The organism is Pseudomonas saponiphila, assembly GCF_900105185.1.
Classification (GTDB): Bacteria; Pseudomonadota; Gammaproteobacteria; order Pseudomonadales; family Pseudomonadaceae; genus Aquipseudomonas; species Aquipseudomonas saponiphila.
Genome location: NZ_FNTJ01000002.1, coordinates 1,175,183 through 1,191,344 on the forward strand (window position 1 = coordinate 1,175,183; position 16,162 = coordinate 1,191,344).

The 16,162-nt window shown below is 64.7% G+C and carries 15 protein-coding genes and 2 pseudogenes; 8 read left to right on the plus strand and 9 right to left on the minus strand.

The features are described 5' to 3' along the window. Nucleotides 1-254: 254 nt before the first annotated feature. The 6 genes and pseudogenes from ggt to BLV47_RS27270 all read left to right on the plus strand — a co-directional run bounded on the left by ggt (nucleotide 255) and on the right by BLV47_RS27270 (nucleotide 6,677). On the plus strand, nucleotides 255-1,922 hold the full coding sequence (gene ggt, locus BLV47_RS27245) for a gamma-glutamyltransferase (RefSeq protein WP_092319403.1): 1,668 nt from the start codon (nucleotides 255-257) through the stop codon (nucleotides 1,920-1,922). Nucleotides 1,923-2,100: 178 nt separating this feature from the next. Further along, nucleotides 2,101-2,298, plus strand: a pseudogene (locus BLV47_RS27250) (SulP family inorganic anion transporter); the annotation flags it as partial. A 215-nt stretch (nucleotides 2,299-2,513) separates the two neighbouring features. Continuing rightward, the gene (locus tag BLV47_RS27255) at nucleotides 2,514-3,863 is read left to right on the plus strand and encodes a GntT/GntP/DsdX family permease (RefSeq protein ID WP_092319405.1); all 1,350 of its coding nucleotides are present in this window, start codon (nucleotides 2,514-2,516) and stop codon (nucleotides 3,861-3,863) included. After that, the gene (locus tag BLV47_RS27260; RefSeq protein ID WP_092319407.1) at nucleotides 3,864-4,724 is read left to right on the plus strand and encodes a MurR/RpiR family transcriptional regulator; all 861 of its coding nucleotides are present in this window, start codon (nucleotides 3,864-3,866) and stop codon (nucleotides 4,722-4,724) included. It abuts the gene before it with no gap. A gap of 1 nt (nucleotide 4,725) precedes the next feature. After that, nucleotides 4,726-6,192: an N-acyl-D-amino-acid deacylase family protein gene (locus BLV47_RS27265; protein WP_092319409.1), complete on the plus strand. Its 1,467-nt coding sequence runs from the start codon at nucleotides 4,726-4,728 to the stop codon at nucleotides 6,190-6,192. Between the two features lie 116 nt (nucleotides 6,193-6,308). After that, nucleotides 6,309-6,677, plus strand: coding sequence for a glyoxalase superfamily protein (locus tag BLV47_RS27270; RefSeq protein WP_092319411.1), 369 nt, complete (start codon nucleotides 6,309-6,311; stop codon nucleotides 6,675-6,677). Nucleotides 6,678-6,683: 6 nt separating this feature from the next. On the opposite strand, the gene gliR is transcribed toward BLV47_RS27270, so the two are convergent. Then, the gene (gliR, locus tag BLV47_RS27275; protein WP_092319413.1) at nucleotides 6,684-7,712 is read right to left on the minus strand and encodes an AraC family transcriptional regulator GliR; all 1,029 of its coding nucleotides are present in this window, start codon (nucleotides 7,710-7,712) and stop codon (nucleotides 6,684-6,686) included. 555 nt (nucleotides 7,713-8,267) lie between these two features. Here gliR and BLV47_RS27280 point away from each other — a divergent pair. Further along, entirely contained in the window at nucleotides 8,268-8,660 is a 393-nt protein-coding gene (locus BLV47_RS27280) for a DUF3077 domain-containing protein (protein ID WP_092319415.1), read from the plus strand. An 86-nt stretch (nucleotides 8,661-8,746) separates the two neighbouring features. On the opposite strand, the gene BLV47_RS37195 is transcribed toward BLV47_RS27280, so the two are convergent. The 3 genes and pseudogenes from BLV47_RS37195 to BLV47_RS35770 form a co-directional block, all read right to left on the minus strand. Continuing rightward, the gene (locus tag BLV47_RS37195; protein ID WP_371920251.1) at nucleotides 8,747-9,610 is read right to left on the minus strand and encodes a methyl-accepting chemotaxis protein; all 864 of its coding nucleotides are present in this window, start codon (nucleotides 9,608-9,610) and stop codon (nucleotides 8,747-8,749) included. Beyond that, a pseudogene (locus BLV47_RS37200) lies at nucleotides 9,605-10,666 on the minus strand (methyl-accepting chemotaxis protein); the annotation flags it as partial. The gene BLV47_RS37195 and the pseudogene BLV47_RS37200, both read right to left, overlap by 6 nt. Further along, complete coding sequence (locus BLV47_RS35770; protein ID WP_143038316.1) at nucleotides 10,663-10,848, minus strand: hypothetical protein; 186 nt, start codon at nucleotides 10,846-10,848, stop codon at nucleotides 10,663-10,665. The gene BLV47_RS35770 and the pseudogene BLV47_RS37200, both read right to left, overlap by 4 nt. A gap of 177 nt (nucleotides 10,849-11,025) precedes the next feature. Between BLV47_RS35770 and pmrG the strand changes: the two genes are divergently transcribed. Beyond that, the gene (pmrG, locus tag BLV47_RS27290) at nucleotides 11,026-11,703 is read left to right on the plus strand and encodes a lipopolysaccharide core heptose(II)-phosphate phosphatase PmrG (RefSeq protein WP_092319419.1); all 678 of its coding nucleotides are present in this window, start codon (nucleotides 11,026-11,028) and stop codon (nucleotides 11,701-11,703) included. Nucleotides 11,704-11,749: 46 nt separating this feature from the next. Here pmrG and BLV47_RS27295 read toward each other — a convergent pair whose 3' ends face one another. The 5 genes from BLV47_RS27295 to istA all read right to left on the minus strand — a co-directional run bounded on the left by BLV47_RS27295 (nucleotide 11,750) and on the right by istA (nucleotide 15,917). Further along, nucleotides 11,750-12,322: a DUF2589 domain-containing protein gene (locus BLV47_RS27295; RefSeq protein ID WP_092319421.1), complete on the minus strand. Its 573-nt coding sequence runs from the start codon at nucleotides 12,320-12,322 to the stop codon at nucleotides 11,750-11,752. Between the two features lie 80 nt (nucleotides 12,323-12,402). Further along, nucleotides 12,403-13,062, minus strand: a complete 660-nt coding sequence (locus tag BLV47_RS27300) for a DUF2589 domain-containing protein (protein ID WP_092319423.1) — start codon at nucleotides 13,060-13,062, stop codon at nucleotides 12,403-12,405. Nucleotides 13,063-13,144: 82 nt separating this feature from the next. Next, the gene (locus BLV47_RS36600) at nucleotides 13,145-13,498 is read right to left on the minus strand and encodes a transcriptional regulator (RefSeq protein WP_092320575.1); all 354 of its coding nucleotides are present in this window, start codon (nucleotides 13,496-13,498) and stop codon (nucleotides 13,145-13,147) included. 96 nt (nucleotides 13,499-13,594) lie between these two features. After that, the gene (gene istB / locus BLV47_RS27310) at nucleotides 13,595-14,344 is read right to left on the minus strand and encodes an IS21-like element IS1474 family helper ATPase IstB (protein WP_062838242.1); all 750 of its coding nucleotides are present in this window, start codon (nucleotides 14,342-14,344) and stop codon (nucleotides 13,595-13,597) included. Next, the gene (istA, locus tag BLV47_RS27315) at nucleotides 14,232-15,917 is read right to left on the minus strand and encodes an IS21 family transposase (RefSeq protein WP_062838241.1); all 1,686 of its coding nucleotides are present in this window, start codon (nucleotides 15,915-15,917) and stop codon (nucleotides 14,232-14,234) included. Before istA ends, istB begins: the two co-directional genes overlap by 113 nt. Nucleotides 15,918-16,162: the final 245 nt, after the last annotated feature.

The window sequence follows — 16,162 nt, forward strand, 5'->3', positions numbered from 1 at the left end:
CTGGCAAGCCAGCTCCTACGGTGGCTGTGTTTATCGGCTCTTCCCGGCAATCGATCCCTTGTAGGAGCCGGCTTGCCGGCGAAGGGGGCCTGCGTATTTGGCGCCAGTCCCGAGATCGCCTTCGCTGGCAAGCCAGCTCCTACGGTTATCCATGGCTCAGGCTTGGGACGTTCGTGCCACGATTGTCGATTGCTCAAACCCGCGTCTCGGGCCTAAGGTTCTTGCCGTTCAATAACAAGAAAAGGAAGGACCTCATGCGCATTCTGTTGTTCAAGACCCTGACCCTTGCAGCCGCCATCGCCGCCAGCGGTTCGGCCTTTGCCGCGGCCCTGGAAGGCGGCGCGGTGGCGGCGCCCAACCAGTACGGCGCCGATGTTGCGGCGCAGATCCTGAAGAAGGGCGGCAACGCGGTGGATGCGGCGGTGGCCACCGCGTTCACCCTGGCGGTGACCTACCCCGAAGCCGGCAACATCGGTGGCGGCGGGTTCATGACGATGTTCATCGACGGCAAACCCTACTTCCTCGACTACCGGGAAACCGCGCCCAAGGCCGCGACCCGGGACATGTACCTGAACGAAAAGGGTGAGGTGATCGAGAACCTGAGCCTGGTGGGCGCCCGCGCCGCCGGGGTGCCGGGCACCGTGATGGGGCTGTGGGAGGCGCATCAGAAGTTCGGCAAGTTGCCGTGGAGCGAGTTGATCACGCCGGCCGTGGGTTATGCGAAGAACGGTTTCAAGGTGGCGGACAAGCAGTACCAGTACCGCGAGGATGCGTTGAAGCTGTTCAATGGCAGCACCAACTTCGGCGACTACTTCGGCAGCATGAAGCCGGGTGAAACCTTCCGTCAGCCGGAGCTGGCCGCGACCCTGGAACGCATTGCCGACCAGGGCGCCAAGGAGTTCTACAGCGGCAAGACCGCCGACTTGCTGGTGGCCCAGATGCAGGCCGACAAGGGCCTGATCACCAAGCAGGACCTGCAGGACTACAAGGTCCAGTGGCGCCAGCCGCTGCAGGTCAACTTCCGAGGCAACACCCTGTACACCGCGCCGCCACCCAGCTCCGGCGGTGTGGCCCTGGCGCAGCTGATCAGCATCAAGGAAGAACGCGCCGCGGACTTCAAGGGCGTCGAGCTGAACTCGGCCAAGTACATCCACTTGCTGGCGGAAATCGAAAAACGCGTGTTCGCCGACCGCGCCGACTACCTGGGCGACCCGGCGTTTTCCGAAGTACCGGTCAAGCAACTGACCGACCCGGCCTACCTGAAAAAACGCGCCGCCGAGGTCAACCCCAATGCCATCTCGGCCACCGAGAAGGTGCGTCCCGGGCTTGAGCGGCACCAGACCACCCACTTCTCCATCGTCGATGCCCAGGGCAACGCGGTGAGCAACACCTACACCCTGAACTGGGACTACGGCAGTGGCGTGGTGGTCAAGGGCGCGGGCTTTTTGCTCAACGACGAAATGGACGACTTCAGCGCCAAGCCTGGCGTGGCCAACGCCTTCGGCGTGGTCGGCGGCGATGCCAACGCCATTGCTCCCGGCAAGCGCATGCTGTCGTCCATGAGCCCGAGCCTGGTGACCCGCGATGGCAAGGTCACCCTGGTACTGGGCACCCCCGGTGGTTCGCGGATCTTCACCTCGATCTTCCAGGTGCTGAATAACCTCTATGACTACCACCTGCCGCTGGAGAAAGCCGTGGCCGCCCAGCGCGTGCATCACCAACTGCTGCCCAAGGACACGATCTACTACGACGCCTATGCGCCGCTGACCGGCAAGGTCGCCGATGAGCTGAAAAGCATGGGCTACACCCTGGAAGACCAGGGCTGGGAGATGGGCGATATCCAGGCAATCCGGGTCAACGGCAGCGCGCTTGAAACCGCCTCCGACCCCCGCGGCCGTGGTGTCGGCAAAGTCGTCCAATAACCGCTGTCCCCTGTAGGAGCCGGCTTGCCGGCGAAGAGGCCTCCGGGTCTTGCGCAAACCGCGAAATCGTCTTCGCTGGCAAGCCAGCTCCTACGGTGGCTGCAGGCATCGGTTCATGCTGGCTCTGGCTTCCTTGCCGGCGAAAGGCCCCGCCAGCCAGGCGCCCTCAACTTCGCCTGGCAGCAAGCGCTATCAGTTGCACGGCACTTTGTTCTTCGCCTTCACCGCAGGTCGCCACCTGAGCTTCGTTGCTTACTCGGCCATCGCCGCCCTGGAAACCCTGCGCGAGTGTGATGCCAAGGCCGGCAAGCAGCTGCTGCATCTGTCGGACCCTTGCAGGAGGCTGCTGAAACGAGCTTGGACACAACCCGAATGAAGCCCTCGGGCGAGTCGTTTCACACGCCGGTTTTTCAGGGCTGGGTGGTGAAAATATCCACTGCCGATTTTCATCGGGCGGCGTTTTGCTTAGCTGTTCGCGACAAAGCCTGCCTCTTTACGAAAATTAGTTTCATTGGGTTTGAAACCCGCCTCCTTAAGTGATTAAAGCGTTTCACAACCATTCGAAGTGACGCTGTCTTCAAGGAGGGTCCCATGGCTCCCGCATCGGGTTTCTGGCTGCTGGGCTACGCCGCAGTCGCCATCATTGCGTTGATCGTGCTGATCGCCCGCTACCGACTCAACCCCTTTATCGTCATCACCCTGGTGTCCGTCGGCCTGGCGCTGATGGCCGGCATGCCGCCGTCCGGCGTGGTGAGCGCCTATGAAGCCGGGGTCGGCAAGACCCTGGGCCACATTGCCCTGGTGGTGGCCCTGGGCACCATGCTCGGCAAGTTGATGGCCGAATCCGGCGGTGCCGAACAAGTGGCACGGACCTTGATCGATCGTTTCGGCGAGCGCAACGCGCACTGGGCCATGGTCTGCATTGCCTTCCTGGTGGGCCTGCCGCTGTTTTTCGAAGTGGGCTTTGTGCTGCTGATCCCCATCGCCTTCACCGTGGCGCGGCGGGTTGGGGTATCGCTGTTGATGGTGGGCCTGCCCATGGTCGCTGGGCTGTCGGTGGTCCACGCCCTGGTACCGCCGCATCCGGGGGCGATGCTGGCGGTGCAGGCCTATCAGGCTTCGGTGGGGCAGACCCTGCTGTACGCGATTCTGATCGGTGTGCCCACGGCCATCATCGCCGGTCCGGTGTATGCCCGGTTCATCGTGCCGCACATCCACCTGCCCGCAGAGAACCCCCTGGAGCGTCAGTTCATCGCCCGCGAGCCGCGCCCGCGCCTGCCGAGCTTCGGCCTGACCATGGCCACCATCCTGCTGCCGGTGGTGCTGATGCTGATCGGCGGCTGGGCCAACTTGCTGGCCGAGCCGGGCACCGGGCTCAATCAGTTCCTGCTGTTCATCGGCAACTCGGTGATCGCCCTGCTGGTGGCGACCCTGGTGAGTTTCTGGACCCTGGGGCTGGCCCAGGGCATCAATCGCGAGTCGATCCTCAAGTTCACCAACGAATGCCTGGCGCCCACGGCTGGCATCACCCTGCTGGTGGGGGCCGGGGGCGGCCTGAATCGGATTCTGATCGACTCCGGGGTCACCGAGCAGATCGTCGGCCTGGCCCATGAATTCCAGCTGTCGCCGCTGTGGATGGGCTGGCTGTTCGCGGTGCTGATGCGGGTCGCCACCGGCTCCGCCACCGTGGCCCTGACCACCGCCTCGGGAGTGGTGGCGCCGGTGGCCGTTGGCCTTGGCTACCCGCACCCGGAATTGCTGGTGATCGCCACCGGCGCCGGCTCGGTGATCCTGTCCCACGTCAACGACGGTGGCTTCTGGCTGGTGAAGGAATACTTCAATATGACCGTCACTCAAACCTTCAAGACCTGGACCGTGCTGGAGACGCTGATTTCGCTGATCGCCTTCGGCCTGACCCTGGGACTCGCGGAGCTGCTGTAGATGGACATTCTTTACAAGATCCGTGCGGGGCTGAATGACTTCAGCGCCGGGGAGCAGCGGGTCGCCCGTCTGCTGCTGGACGACGTCGGCTTTGGCGCCTCGGCCAGCCTCGACCAACTGGCCCAGCGCGCCGAAGTCAGCGCCGCCACCCTGTCGCGGTTTGCCCGCAGCGTCGGCTGCCGCGATCTGCGTCAACTGCGCCTGCAACTGGCCCAGGCCAGCGGCGTCGGCAGTCGCTTTCTCGACCCGGGCAGTGCGCCCGAACAGTCCGGTTTCTACCGGCAGATCGTCGGCGACATCGAGTCCGTGCTGCATCGGCACCTGGCTGGTTTCACCCAGGCGCAGTTCGCCGACGCGGTGCGCTTGCTGGGGCGGGCGCGGATGATTCACGCCTTCGGCAGCGGCGGCTGCTCGACCCTGTGCAGCGGTGAACTGCAGGTGCGCCTGGTGCGCCTGGGCTACCCCATCGCTGCCTGTCACGACCCGGTGATGATGCGGGTCACCGCCGCCGCCCTGGGGCCGCAAAACGCAGTGATCGCCTGTTCCCTGACCGGCATCACCCCCGAGTTGCTGGAGGCGGTGACCCTGGCGCGCACTTATGGCGCGGGTATCCTGGCCATCACCTTGCCCGACTCGCCCCTGGCGCAACTGGCGGATGTGCTGCTGCCCCTGCACAGCGCCGAAACCCCGTTCATCTATAAACCCACCGCCGCCCGCTACGGCATGCTGCTGGCCATCGACGTGCTGGCCACCGAGTTGGCCCTGGCCCAGCCGGACGACAACCAGGAGCGCCTGCGGCGGATCAAGCTGGCCCTGGACCATTACCGTGGCGGCGAAGACTGCCTGCCCCTGGGAGACTGACATGCGCTACGACACGCTGATCCGCAACGCCCTGATCATCGACGGCAGCGACCGCCCGGGTTACCCCGCCGACCTGGCGGTCCTCGACGGCCGCATCGCCTGCATCGGCGATCTGTCCGCGGCCACTGCCGAGGTCGATATCGATGCCGCCGGGCGGGTGCTGGCCCCGGGGTTCATCGACGTGCACACCCACGACGACACGGTGGTGATCCGTCAGCCGCAGATGTTGCCCAAGCTCAGTCAGGGCGTGACCACGGTGATCGTCGGCAACTGCGGAATCAGCGCCGCGCCGGTGAGCCTCAAGGGCGACCCGCCGGACCCGATGAACCTGCTGGGCGAGCGCGGCATGTTTGTCTATCCGCGTTTTCGCGACTACCGCGCGGCGGTGGATGAGGCGCACCCGGCGGTCAACGTCGCCGCCCTGGTGGGGCACACGGCGCTGCGCAGCAATCAGCTGGCGGACCTGCATCGCACCGCCAGTACCGCCGAGATCGCGGCCATGCGCGAGCAACTGCGCGACAGCCTGGAAGACGGCGCCCTCGGCCTGTCCAGCGGGCTGGCCTACGCCAGTGCGTTTAGCGCCGACACCGACGAAGTGCTGCAACTGGCCCAGGAACTGACGGCATTCGGCGCGGTGTACGCCACCCACCTGCGCAGTGAGTTCGAGCCGGTGCTGGAGGCCATGGACGAGGCCTTCCTGATCGGTCGCGCGGCCCGGGCCCCGGTGATCGTCTCCCATCTCAAATGCGCCGGGGCCGGCAACTGGGGGCGCAGCCCGCAACTGCTGGCGGCCCTGGAACAGGCGGCCGAGGATCATCCGGTGGGCTGCGACTGCTACCCCTACGCCGCCAGTTCCTCGACCCTGGACCTCAAGCAGGTCACCGATGCCTACCCCATCACCATCACCTGGTCGACGCCGCATCCGGAACAGGGCGGGCGTGACCTGAGCGAAATTGCCAGCGAGTGGGGTGTCAGCCTGCTGGCCGCCGCCGAGCGCCTGCAACCGGCGGGGGCGGTGTACTACGGCATGGATGAAAGCGATGTGCGGCGCATCCTCGCCCATCCACTGTCGATGATCGGCTCCGATGGCCTGCCGGAAGACCCGTTCCCCCACCCGCGCCTGTGGGGCGCCTTTCCCCGGGTGCTGGGCCACTTTAGTCGCGACCTGGGGCTGTTCCCGCTGCACACCGCGGTGCACAAGATGACCGGGCTTTCCGCCGCGCGTTTCGGCCTGCAGCAGCGCGGCGAGATTCGCCAAGGGCATTGGGCCGATCTGGTGCTGTTCGACCCGGCGCGAGTCCGCGACGTGGCTGATTTCAAGCAGCCGCAGCAAGCGGCGCAAGGTATCGATGGGGTGTGGGTCAACGGGGTGTGCAGTTATGCCCAGGGCCGGGCCAACGGTCAGCGCGCCGGGCGCTTCCTGCCACGGGAGGGGGATTTGCGCCAGGGCTTCAGTCGCGCGGGCTGATTCTTTGATCTTCGTCACAGTGATGGCGCGGTGCTATTAAAGAATCCCGGGGTGGCGCCGAAGTGCTGGGAAGCACCGCCGGTACAGGCGGCTTAATTCGGTCAGGGAGTCGCGCAATGAGCTTTGGCAAAACCACCCCCATCCTGCGGATCTTCGATGAAGCCAAGGCCCGGGAGTTTTACCTCGACTTCCTGGGGTTCAACCTGGATTGGCAGCATCGCTTCGAGGATGGCTTTCCGCTGTACATGCAGGTGTCCCGGGGCGAATGCGTGCTGCATCTGTCCGAGCATCACGGCGATTGCAGCCCGGGTGCGGCGCTGCGGATCGAAACCGACGAGCTGGAAGCCTTCCAGCAGCAATTGCTGGCCAAGGACTACCGTTTCTCCCATCCGCAGATCCAGGCCATGCCCTGGGGCAGCCAGGACATGAGCGTCAGCGATCCATTCGGCAATCGACTGGTGTTCACCAACGCCATTTGCGTCTGAGGGCGCTCAGGCCTTGCCGGTGTTCAGCGTGGCCTGACGGAATTGCCCCGGGGTCAGCCCGGTGCGGTTCTTGAAGCTGCGGTGAAAGGAGCGGGATTCGCTGTAGCCCAGGCAATCGGCGATGGCCTGGATCGACAGGGCGCTGTGGCGCAGGTGGTGCTCGGCCAACTCCTGGCGCAAGTCATCGAGAATCTGCTGGTAGGAGGTGCCGGCCTGTTGCAGCTGGCGCTGCAGGGTGCGTTCCGACATCTGCAACTGCTCCGCCACCTGCTCCTTGCGCGGCAGGCCGTCCTTGAGCAACTGGCGCAACAGGTTCTGCACCTGCAACGCCAGGGGCGCATCCCCCAGGGACGCCATCATCGCCTGGGCATGTTCCTCCAGGGTCTTGAGCAGCCGCGCATCGGCCTGGCGCAAGGGCAGTTGCAGGTAGTGCAACGGTGCCACCAGGGCCGAGCAGGCTTGCCCGAACAGCACCGGGCAGCCGAACAGGGCCTCGTACTGCGCCACCTCGGCTTGATCCGGCAGGGCGTGCTCGAACCACACCGCGCTGGGCGACAACTGCGAATCGGCGATCCAGCGCGCGTACAGCAGCCAGGAAGCCAGGACGTTTTCCACCAGGTGCCGGCGAATGTCCGGGCGCTGATGGCGGCAGTTCCAGATCAGCCGCACCTGATCGCCCGCCACCTCGGCCCGGCTGGTGCCCATGTCGCCCACCAGCTTCTCGAACGGCATGATGCGGCCCATGGCTTCGCCCAGGGTCGCGCAGTTCATGGTGATGTAGCCCAGCACGTTCCAGGAGCTGGGTTTGACGAAGCGTGCCGAATTCAGCCCGAACAGCGGATCGCCGGAGTGCTGGCAGAAGTAGTCCAGCAGCCGCTCATGCACCTCCAGCGGCAGGCGCAGGCTGGTGTCGTTCAACTGCGCGGCCGTAAGCCCGGCCGCTGCCAGTGCCGGCTCGCTGGCAATACCCAACTGCTCGGCATAGAGCAGGTATTTGAGCAGGGGTGGGACCGAGGTAAAACCGAGGCTGGGCATCGAGGTATTCCTGGTGACTGATCCTTCGGACAGCAGGACGAAGACCGGGAAAGGTAAGGGCAAACCCTGACGGGTGTAAATGCTCGGCGCCAGGGATTGGCGCCTTTTGCCGGTCAAGCCGGCTCCAGAGTGGCTGAACACCGCTCTGTAGGAGCTGGCTTGCCAGCGAAGGGCGCGCCGCCTATTCCCCTAACCACCGCGCGATAAGGTTCGCCACTGATGGCGGATTTTCGCTTTGATTTGTAGGGCATTTCCGCGAGAATCCCCCCGTTACATTTCGACTGTTTGCATGGCTTGTGCCTATCGAATGTCCAGGGCTAGTCTTCGGCCGTCGCTGCATTTCAGCGATCGGGTTTGGTAGCCCGCATCACTTCAGGCGCAAGCGCCGCTGACTTTCGACAGGCCTTAATCTGTCGACGTGTTATGGCGGCTGTGCGCAGGGCACCTTGTGTGCGCTGGGTTTCCTGGAGTCCCGGTCTACCAACCTGCGTATAGCCGCCACCTTGATCGTTTGGTAGCGACGCGTGGCGGTTCAACTTCTCCAGGAGTTTTGCCGTGAAGAAGATCGTTCCCGATCCACCCGTTCTGCAACCCAGTCGTGAGTTGATCACTGCGCTGGAAGAGCCCAACAAGACCTTGCTACAGGCGCTGCAAAACACCGCGCTTTCGCCCCCCTTGCATGAGCGTTTCACCGCCACTGGCAGCACCAGCTTTGGTTGCCGGGATGGCCATGGCCGTCCGCTGTTCGCGGTGCGCGAAGGCGTGAGTGCCGAAGAGGCGCTGCTGCACGTTTCATTGCTGCTCAAGTGCGCCGAAGAAACCGCCGACGAAATCACCAGCGCCAGCGGCATCGAGCGTGGGCTGATCTGGTCGATGATTCATTCGGTGGAGATGGCGCGGGCGGTGGTGGATGCGCTGTTGGATGGCGCTAGTCAAGCGGCGGGGTAGGGCGACCGCGTTGCGCCTTTCGCTGGCAAGCCAGCTCCTACAACGGTCTGTAGGAGCCGGCTTGCCGGCGAAGGGGACGCCGCGAATCAGACGCGGAAGTGGCTGACCATCATCTGCAACTGGCCGCCCAGGCGCGCCAGTTCGACGCTGGAGGCCGCCGTTTCATCGCTGGCGGCGGCGGTCTGTTCGGACACGTCGCGCACGTTGATGATGCTGCGGCTGATCTCTTCGGCCACGGCGCTCTGCTGTTCGGCGGCCGCGGCGATCTGCTGGTTCATCGACTGGATGTTGGACACGGTGCGGGTGATGCTTTCCAGCGAGGCGCCGGCCTTGCGGGTCAGCTCGACGCTGCTGTCGGTCAGGCTGCGGCTGTTGTTCATCACCGTGGCTACTTGCTGGGTGCCGTTCTGCAGGCCGGCCACCAGTTCCTCGATCTCTTCGGTGGACTTCTGGGTGCGCTGGGCCAGGGCCCGCACTTCGTCGGCGACCACGGCAAAACCACGTCCGGCCTCACCGGCACGGGCGGCTTCGATGGCGGCGTTGAGCGCCAGCAGGTTGGTCTGTTCGGCCACGGCCTTGATCACATCCATGACGCTACCGATCTTGTCGCTTTCCTGTTGCAGCACGGTCATGGCGTCGGTGGAGCGCACCACTTCGCTGGCCAGGCGCTCGATCTGCTCGATGGCCTGGGCCACTACCTTGTCGCCCTGGCGGGCTTCGCCGTCAGCGGCGGCTGCGGCCTGGGAGGCCTCTTCGGCATTGCGCGCGACTTCCTGCACGGTGGCGGTCATCTCGTGCATGGCGGTGGCCACCTGGTCGGTTTCGACCTTCTGGCTGTTGACCCCGGCGCTGGTTTCCTCGGTCACGGCCGACAGTTCCTCGGCGGCGCTGGCGATCTGGGTTACGCCGTCGCGGATGCCGCCGATCAGCTCGCGCAGGGTCACGCCCATGCGCGCGATGCCCTGTTGCAGCACGCCCAGTTCGTCGCGCCGGGTGACCCGCAGGTTCTCGGTCAGGTCGCCGGAGGCAATGCGCTCGACCACGGCCAGGGTTTCCTGCAGGGGACGGGTGATCTGCCGGGTGATGATCACGGCGGCCAGTACGCCGACCAGCAGCGCCAGCAGGGTGCTGATCAATTGCAGGCTGCGGGCCTGGGCGCTTTCGATGTCGCGGCGGTCCAGCTGGATCTGGTACAGGGCGTCGCTGCGGCTGACGATGTCGGCGCCCTGGTCGGTCATTTCCTTGCGCGCCTGCACGGCATCGCTGAAGGCTAGCTTGAAGGCCTGCAGCGAACTGCGGTAGCCGCTCAGGGCGCTTTCCAGCTGTTGCAGGGCTTCGCGCTGGGTGCTGCCGAAGTGCGCATTGAGCTGGCCGAGTTCGGTAATCGCCGCATTGAGCTGGGTAAAGGCCTTCTGTTCGGTGTCCGGGTTGTTGGTGGTGACGTAGCCACGCACTTCATAGCGGGCCAGCTGGAAGGCTTCCTTGGCCTGGGTGATGGCCTGGAACTGTTCGAAGCGCTCGTCGCTCAGCGGGCGCTGCTTGACCCAGGTGTAGATCCCGTTGATCAGGTCATTGGCGCGTTCGGCGTTCTGGTTCATTGCCAGGCGCGCGGCGTCGCCGGTGCGGTAGGCGTTGCGCATCTTGTTCAGCGAATCCTGGTAGGCGCTGATGGTCGCGCCCAGGCCTTGCAGGAGCTGGATGTTGTCCGGGCTCTGGAACGAGGCCAGGAGCTTTTTCTGCTGTGCGCTGAAATCGTCGAGGGTGTTCTGCACGCCCTGGGCGGCGGTTTCGTCGCCGTTGGCCAGCATGTACTGCAGGCGGGTGACGCGCAATTTGGTCAGGCCGCTGTTGAGCTGGGTGATGTCGCTCATCCAGTTGCTGCGGTCGATCAGGCTGCCCAGGCTGGTCCAGCCGGTCAGTGCAAGGACGGTGGTCAGGGCCAGGACCAGGCCGAAACCCAGGCCCAGCTTAAGGTTGACGCTGATGTTGGCAAACCAACTACTCATTGAATTCCTCCAGGAACGTAGCTCTTCTTGATCTTGAGTTGGCTGGAAGATTGTTGTTGTTGGTGACCAGCAAGGTGTTTTGTAGGGGGTGTATCGGCGGAACGGCCCATAGCTGAAACGATTTCGTCGGTATTGTCCCAGGACAATGCTTGATGCGATGGACGGTCATTTTGCGGGATCACCGCCGGTCCGTTGAGCTTTTTTTCACATTCATTTCACTCGCGACCCACGCTTGCCGCCCTAGAGTCCGACGAGTCGATGCCGCCGGTATTCGACGGCGCTCGATTGTCATCAGCACGCGCTAGCCTGATGGCGAGTTGCTCAACACATCGAATCATTCTCAGAGGGGCGGTTGGACAGTGGCCACAAGACTCGCTTTGCCGCCGGTCAAACGCTCATTCACGGTGAGCGGCCTGACGCGCTACAAGAACCGCCTGGTCCTGCTGCTGGCGATTCTGTTGCTGCTTGCGCTGTGCCTGTTCTGGTGGCGTCCGGCGGCGGTGCCCGACCTGGCGCATGACAACGTGGCCGGGGTCCGGGCCATGACCAGCAGCTGGGCCAAGGGCGACACCATTGTCCTGGTGCGGCATGTAGAGCGCTGCGACCGTTCCAGCGCCCCTTGCCTGGGGCCCGCCGATGGCATTACCGATCGTGCCCGGGAAGTGGCGGTGGCCATCGGCGCGCGATTCGAGCACTTGGGCCTGGAACGCACCGACATCTACAACAGCCCCATGACCCGCACCGCGCAGACCGCGGGGTACATGTTCAGCAAGGTCAGCAGTGGCGATGGCTGGCTGTACAACTGCAAGGGCAATCTGTTGCGCGACGTGCTGGCGCACAAGGTGCCCGGGCGCAATCTTGTGCTGGTGACCCACAGTGAATGCATGGATGAACTGGAAACGGAGCTGAATCTGGCGACCCCGACCCTGGGCTACGGCGCTTCCCTGTTCATCACCACCGATACCCTCAATGGCGCGCCGAAGATGCTTGGCATGATCGAGGCCAGCGACTGGCGTTCGGTGAACCTCAAGCCTTGAGGCGCCTTCGGGCTGACCGCCGCGGTCAGCCGGGCGGGCCCCGGGCTCAAGGGGCCAGCAAGTCCGGGTCGGCGGGCGCACTGCCAGCGGCGGCTGCCGGGCCTTCATTGATGCGTTGCGGGCTGATCAGGTTGGTGAACTCTTCGATCAGGCGCTGGATCGCTTCCGGCGGCTGGCAGTCGCGAAACTCCATGCTGATCTGCACTTCGTCCGGGTCGCGTTCCTGGCCATCACGCTTGCCGCTGCCGAAGGTGACGAAAAACTTCTCGCTTTGCAGCTCGCCATTCTCCAGGTCGTGGCTGGCCTTCTGCAGCTCGGTGGCCTGCATGCGCACCGACAGGTCGACGGTCATCTTGTGCAGGGCCAGGCCCTTGGGTGAAACCAGGGCAATCAGCGGCACGTTGATGACGTGGTCATCGTTGAGCGCCACCTCGACCATCTTGGCCTTCATCGGCGTGCCCAGGTCGTTGACGTTGTAATCGAAGAACTGGTCGAACAGCTTGATGTACTGCTGGGCGATCAGGTTGTGAGTGGCGGCGGCGGCCTGGTGCATGCCGCGGGTGATGTGGCTCAGGTCGCTGGCCGACATGGGCTCCTTGCTGCGGGAAAAAAACGCCATGGATCACGCTCCTTGTTCGGTGGCTGAAGTGCCCCGCCGTGAAGGCGGGGCGGGTTGCTGGGGCGAAGGTGCCGCGTGGATCAACCGCCGGTGCCGGTTTTCTTCTCGGCCGGGGCGTCCGGCGATGCCAGCGTATTAGCGGTTGGCAGCTTGTCCGGGTCGGTCGGTTGAGTGCTCGGCAGCCGCACGGGCTTGGTGGCCGCGTCGGTGAGGAAGTCGATGACGCGCATCAGGGCTTCCGGCGGGTCCTGGCGGACGATCTTGGTGCTGATGGCGTAGCGCGCGCGGGTGTCGGTCTTGCGGGTCTGGGTGGATTTGTGGCTCGCCGCGCCCTTGACCGAAACACTGAACGGGCCCCAGCCCAGCTTCGCCTCGAAACTGCCGGAGGCTTCGGTGCTGCTGGTGTCCTCGGCCATCTGGCTGATGGTCAGCTCGAACTCGATGGAGCCTTCCTCGATGGTGATGTTGGGGTGACTGATGGCCGCCAGCAGCGGAATGCGCATCGATTTCTTCACCGTGCCCTTGTAGACGCCCTGCTCATCCACCAGGGTTTCGTCGTAGTCGAACTGCACCGATACCGCCTGGCCGTCCTTGATGCACACGCCCATGAGGAAGTCCGCATAGGCTTTGCTCGCGGCGACTTGCGCCTGGATCATTGCCATCAGCGGACCGGTGATCATCTTGTCCAGGGGCAGCGCGGCAATCACGCCGCCGATCAAGCCCTTATCAATATCTGCCATGGTCTAGCTCCTTGTTCTGGGATGCGCGGGATGCGCCCCTGCACCTTAAGAAAGCCGTGGCGGCTCATTCAGCGGGAAGCGATTACCGGTGTGTGTTGGCCTCCAGGCGACGGATATTGCCGATCTGCCGCAAGCTCAGGCCGTACTTGTCCGCCAGCACACTGCGGGAAATGCCGCCGAGACTCTCCAGCTGGATGTGCTGGTTGCGGATCTGCCGGCAGAAGTGATCGGCCTTGGGGATTTCCAGGGCCAGCCCGGCGAAGCGTTCGATCAGGGCGTTGAGGGCGTCGGGGGGCAGGATCAGGGCCAGCGAGGTGCGTTCGGCGTGCTTGGGAATGTACTTGGGGCGGCCGCCGTATTCCCGGGTCAGGCGGTAGGCGTTCTCCAGGCCGATGCAATCGATGAGGGCCTGGAGCGAGTGGGGGAGTTGGCGAATATCTGCGGATTTCGGTGAACGTGACCGAGCGTTTCGCTAATACGTGACCGGTGCTTCCACCCCGGTTGCGCGGGTTCTGGATTGTAATCGCATCGGTCACGATGCGGCTTGTTCCTCGGCTTTTTTTCGGCGCAGCGACTCGCCTTTCATCGTCAGTCGGTAGGCGTTGTGCACCAGGCGGTCGAGGATGGCATCGGCCAGGGTCGGGTCGTTGATCCAGCCGTGCCAGTGCTCGATGGGCAGTTGGCTCGTCAGGATGGTGGAGCGGCTGCCAGCGCGGTCGTCGATCACCTCCAGCAGGTCATGCCGGGCTCCTTCCTCCAGCGGGGCTAGCGCCCAGTCGTCCAGCACCAGGACGTCGACCTTTGCCAGCTGTTGCAGGGTACGGCCGAAGCTGCCGTCGCCATGAGCGATGCGCAGTTGTTCCAGCAGGCGCGGGGTGCGCAGGTACAGGGTGCTATAGCCCTGGCGGCAGGCCTGGTTGCCCAGGGCGCAGGCCAGCCAGGTTTTGCCGGCACCGGTCGGGCCGGTCAGCAGCAGGTTGTGCTGCTGGCGGATCCAGTCGCCACTGGCCAGGGTGGCGATCAGACGCTCGTCCAGGGCGCGTCCGGTGCGGCGGTCGAGATCTTCCAGGCAGGCGTTGGCGTACTTGAGCTTGGCCTTCTTGCGCAGCCGTACCAGGCGCTGGTTGTCACGCCAGGCCAGTTCGCGGTCGAGCAGTAGGCCGAGGCGTTCATCGAAGCTCAGGCTGTGGCTGGCCGGCAGCGTCCATTGCTCTTCCAGGGCGCGGGCCATGCCGTCCAGGCGTAGCTGGTGCAGTTGATTCAGGGTGTGTTGCGGCATCATCGAACAGCTCCTGTTGCGGGGGTTGGTAGTAGTCGGCGCCACGGACGTTCTCGTGGTCGCCGGGTAAGGTCGTTTCGGCGGCACGCTGGGGCAGCGGCTGTTGATCCAGGCCTTGCTGGAGCAGGTTGCGCACGCTGCGCCCGGTGAAGGCGCGCAGGTGTACGGCACGTTCGGCAGCGGCTTCCAGGCGTGCATTGCCATAGCGCCGGGCCAGCGAGAGCAGGCCGAGGCAGGCGCGGTAGCCCATCTCCGGGTGCGGCTTGTGGGTCAGTTGGTGATCGATCAGTTGGCGCGTGTAGGGGCCGATCCGCGCGCCCCAGTCGAGCAGGCGTTGTGGCGTCCATTCGCGATGCGCCTGGTGCGCCGCGGGCATGTGCTCGCGCTGGGTACTGTAAGCGCCGCGTCGCCCCAGCAGCAGGTGGCTGGCCACCCGCCGGTTGCCATGCAGCACTTCCAGGGTGTGTGCCGTCAGTCGCACGTCCACGTTCTGCCGGGCCAGGGCGGAGGGCACGCTGTAGAAGCTGCCATTGACCTCGATGTGGTAGTCGATGCTGACCTTGCAGCGCTTGAAGGTGGCGACCTCGTAGGGATGCACCGGCAGCGCTCGCAAGGCCGGGCGATCCAGGCGCTCGAACCAGTCGCGCCGGCAGCCATCGAGCCGCTTGAACGGGCGCCGATTCAGATCCTCCAGCAGCTCGGCGATGGCCTGGTTAAGCGCATGCAGGCTGAAGAACTGCCGATGGCGCAGCCGCGCCATGATCCAGCGCTCGACCACCTGCACCGCCACCTCGGCCTTGGCCTTGTCCTGAGGCTTGCGTGGCCGTGCCGGCAGGATCACCGTCTGGTAATGACGCGCGCACTCCAGCGTGGCCCGGTTCAGGCCCGGCTCGTAGCGATCCGGCTGGGCGACCAGGGCGCGCGGATTGTCCGGCACAACCATTTCCGGCACGCCGCCAAAGTAGGTCAGAGCCTGGCCCAGCGAGGTCAGCCAGTCCACCTGGGTTTCGCCTGGCGTCGCGCAGGCATAGGTGTAATTCGAGGCGCCCAGGGCGGCGACGAAGATGTGCGCCCGGCGCACTTCGCCGGTGGCCGGGTCGACCACCGGCAGCGTCGGCCCGGCATAGTCGATGAATAGCTTCTCGCCCGCACGGTGCAGCTGACGCATCGAACGTTTGAGCGTCTGGGCGTAGCGCCGGTAGTGCTCGACGAACTGGGTGTAGCGGTAGGTCGGCTGGCCCGCATGCGCGGCGAGATATTCCTCCCACAGCAGCTGCAAGGTCACGCCCTTGCGTCGCAACTCGCGGTGGATGCTCAGCACATCGGGCAGCACTCGCTCACCGCGCGGCTTGTTCGTCGACGTCGGTGCAAACAAGGCGGCCGCCAGCGCGGCCTCGTCCATGGCCACCAGCGCCGGCCAGTCCAGCCCGGCCACCCGCGCCGCCGCGATGTACTTGCTAACCACGCCCTTGGACAGCTGCAAGGCACGGGCAATCTTCTCGTGGGACAAGCCGGCCTCAAACTTGAGGCGCAGACATTCTTTGATGTTTCGCATGGCTACTCGCGGCGCCGCCATCTTCCTCTCCCGAAATCGGTCGAGGATGGCGGCGCATCAGGTCATGCGCAACGAAGGGGAAGGCTTTCGCTAAGTCGTGACCGGCGATTTCGGTAAGCCGTGACCACCTGTTTCGGAACAGGCGGAAAATCGGTCACGTTGCTACCGAAATGAGCGGTCACGCGTTAGCGAAATGACCGGTCACGATCAACCGAAACGGCCGGTCACGGTGCTCCGAAATCCGCAAATATCAATGAGACTGAGGT

What these genes read in the sequence shown, in the direction of transcription:
- ggt (WP_092319403.1), top strand. Translation starts at nt 255, where the DNA reads ATGCGCATTCTGTTGTTCAAGACCCTGACCCTTGCAGCCGCCATCGCC.
- BLV47_RS27255 (WP_092319405.1), top strand. Translation starts at nt 2,514, where the DNA reads ATGGCTCCCGCATCGGGTTTCTGGCTGCTGGGCTACGCCGCAGTCGCC.
- BLV47_RS27260 (WP_092319407.1), top strand. Translation starts at nt 3,864, where the DNA reads ATGGACATTCTTTACAAGATCCGTGCGGGGCTGAATGACTTCAGCGCC.
- BLV47_RS27265 (WP_092319409.1), top strand. Translation starts at nt 4,726, where the DNA reads ATGCGCTACGACACGCTGATCCGCAACGCCCTGATCATCGACGGCAGC.
- BLV47_RS27270 (WP_092319411.1), top strand. Translation starts at nt 6,309, where the DNA reads ATGAGCTTTGGCAAAACCACCCCCATCCTGCGGATCTTCGATGAAGCC.
- gliR (WP_092319413.1), bottom strand. Translation starts at nt 7,712, where the DNA reads ATGCCCAGCCTCGGTTTTACCTCGGTCCCACCCCTGCTCAAATACCTG.
- BLV47_RS37195 (WP_371920251.1), bottom strand. Translation starts at nt 9,610, where the DNA reads ATGGGCGTGACCCTGCGCGAGCTGATCGGCGGCATCCGCGACGGCGTA.
- BLV47_RS27295 (WP_092319421.1), bottom strand. Translation starts at nt 12,322, where the DNA reads ATGGCGTTTTTTTCCCGCAGCAAGGAGCCCATGTCGGCCAGCGACCTG.
- BLV47_RS27300 (WP_092319423.1), bottom strand. Translation starts at nt 13,062, where the DNA reads ATGGCAGATATTGATAAGGGCTTGATCGGCGGCGTGATTGCCGCGCTG.
- istB (WP_062838242.1), bottom strand. Translation starts at nt 14,344, where the DNA reads ATGATGCCGCAACACACCCTGAATCAACTGCACCAGCTACGCCTGGAC.
- istA (WP_062838241.1), bottom strand. Translation starts at nt 15,917, where the DNA reads ATGGCGGCGCCGCGAGTAGCCATGCGAAACATCAAAGAATGTCTGCGC.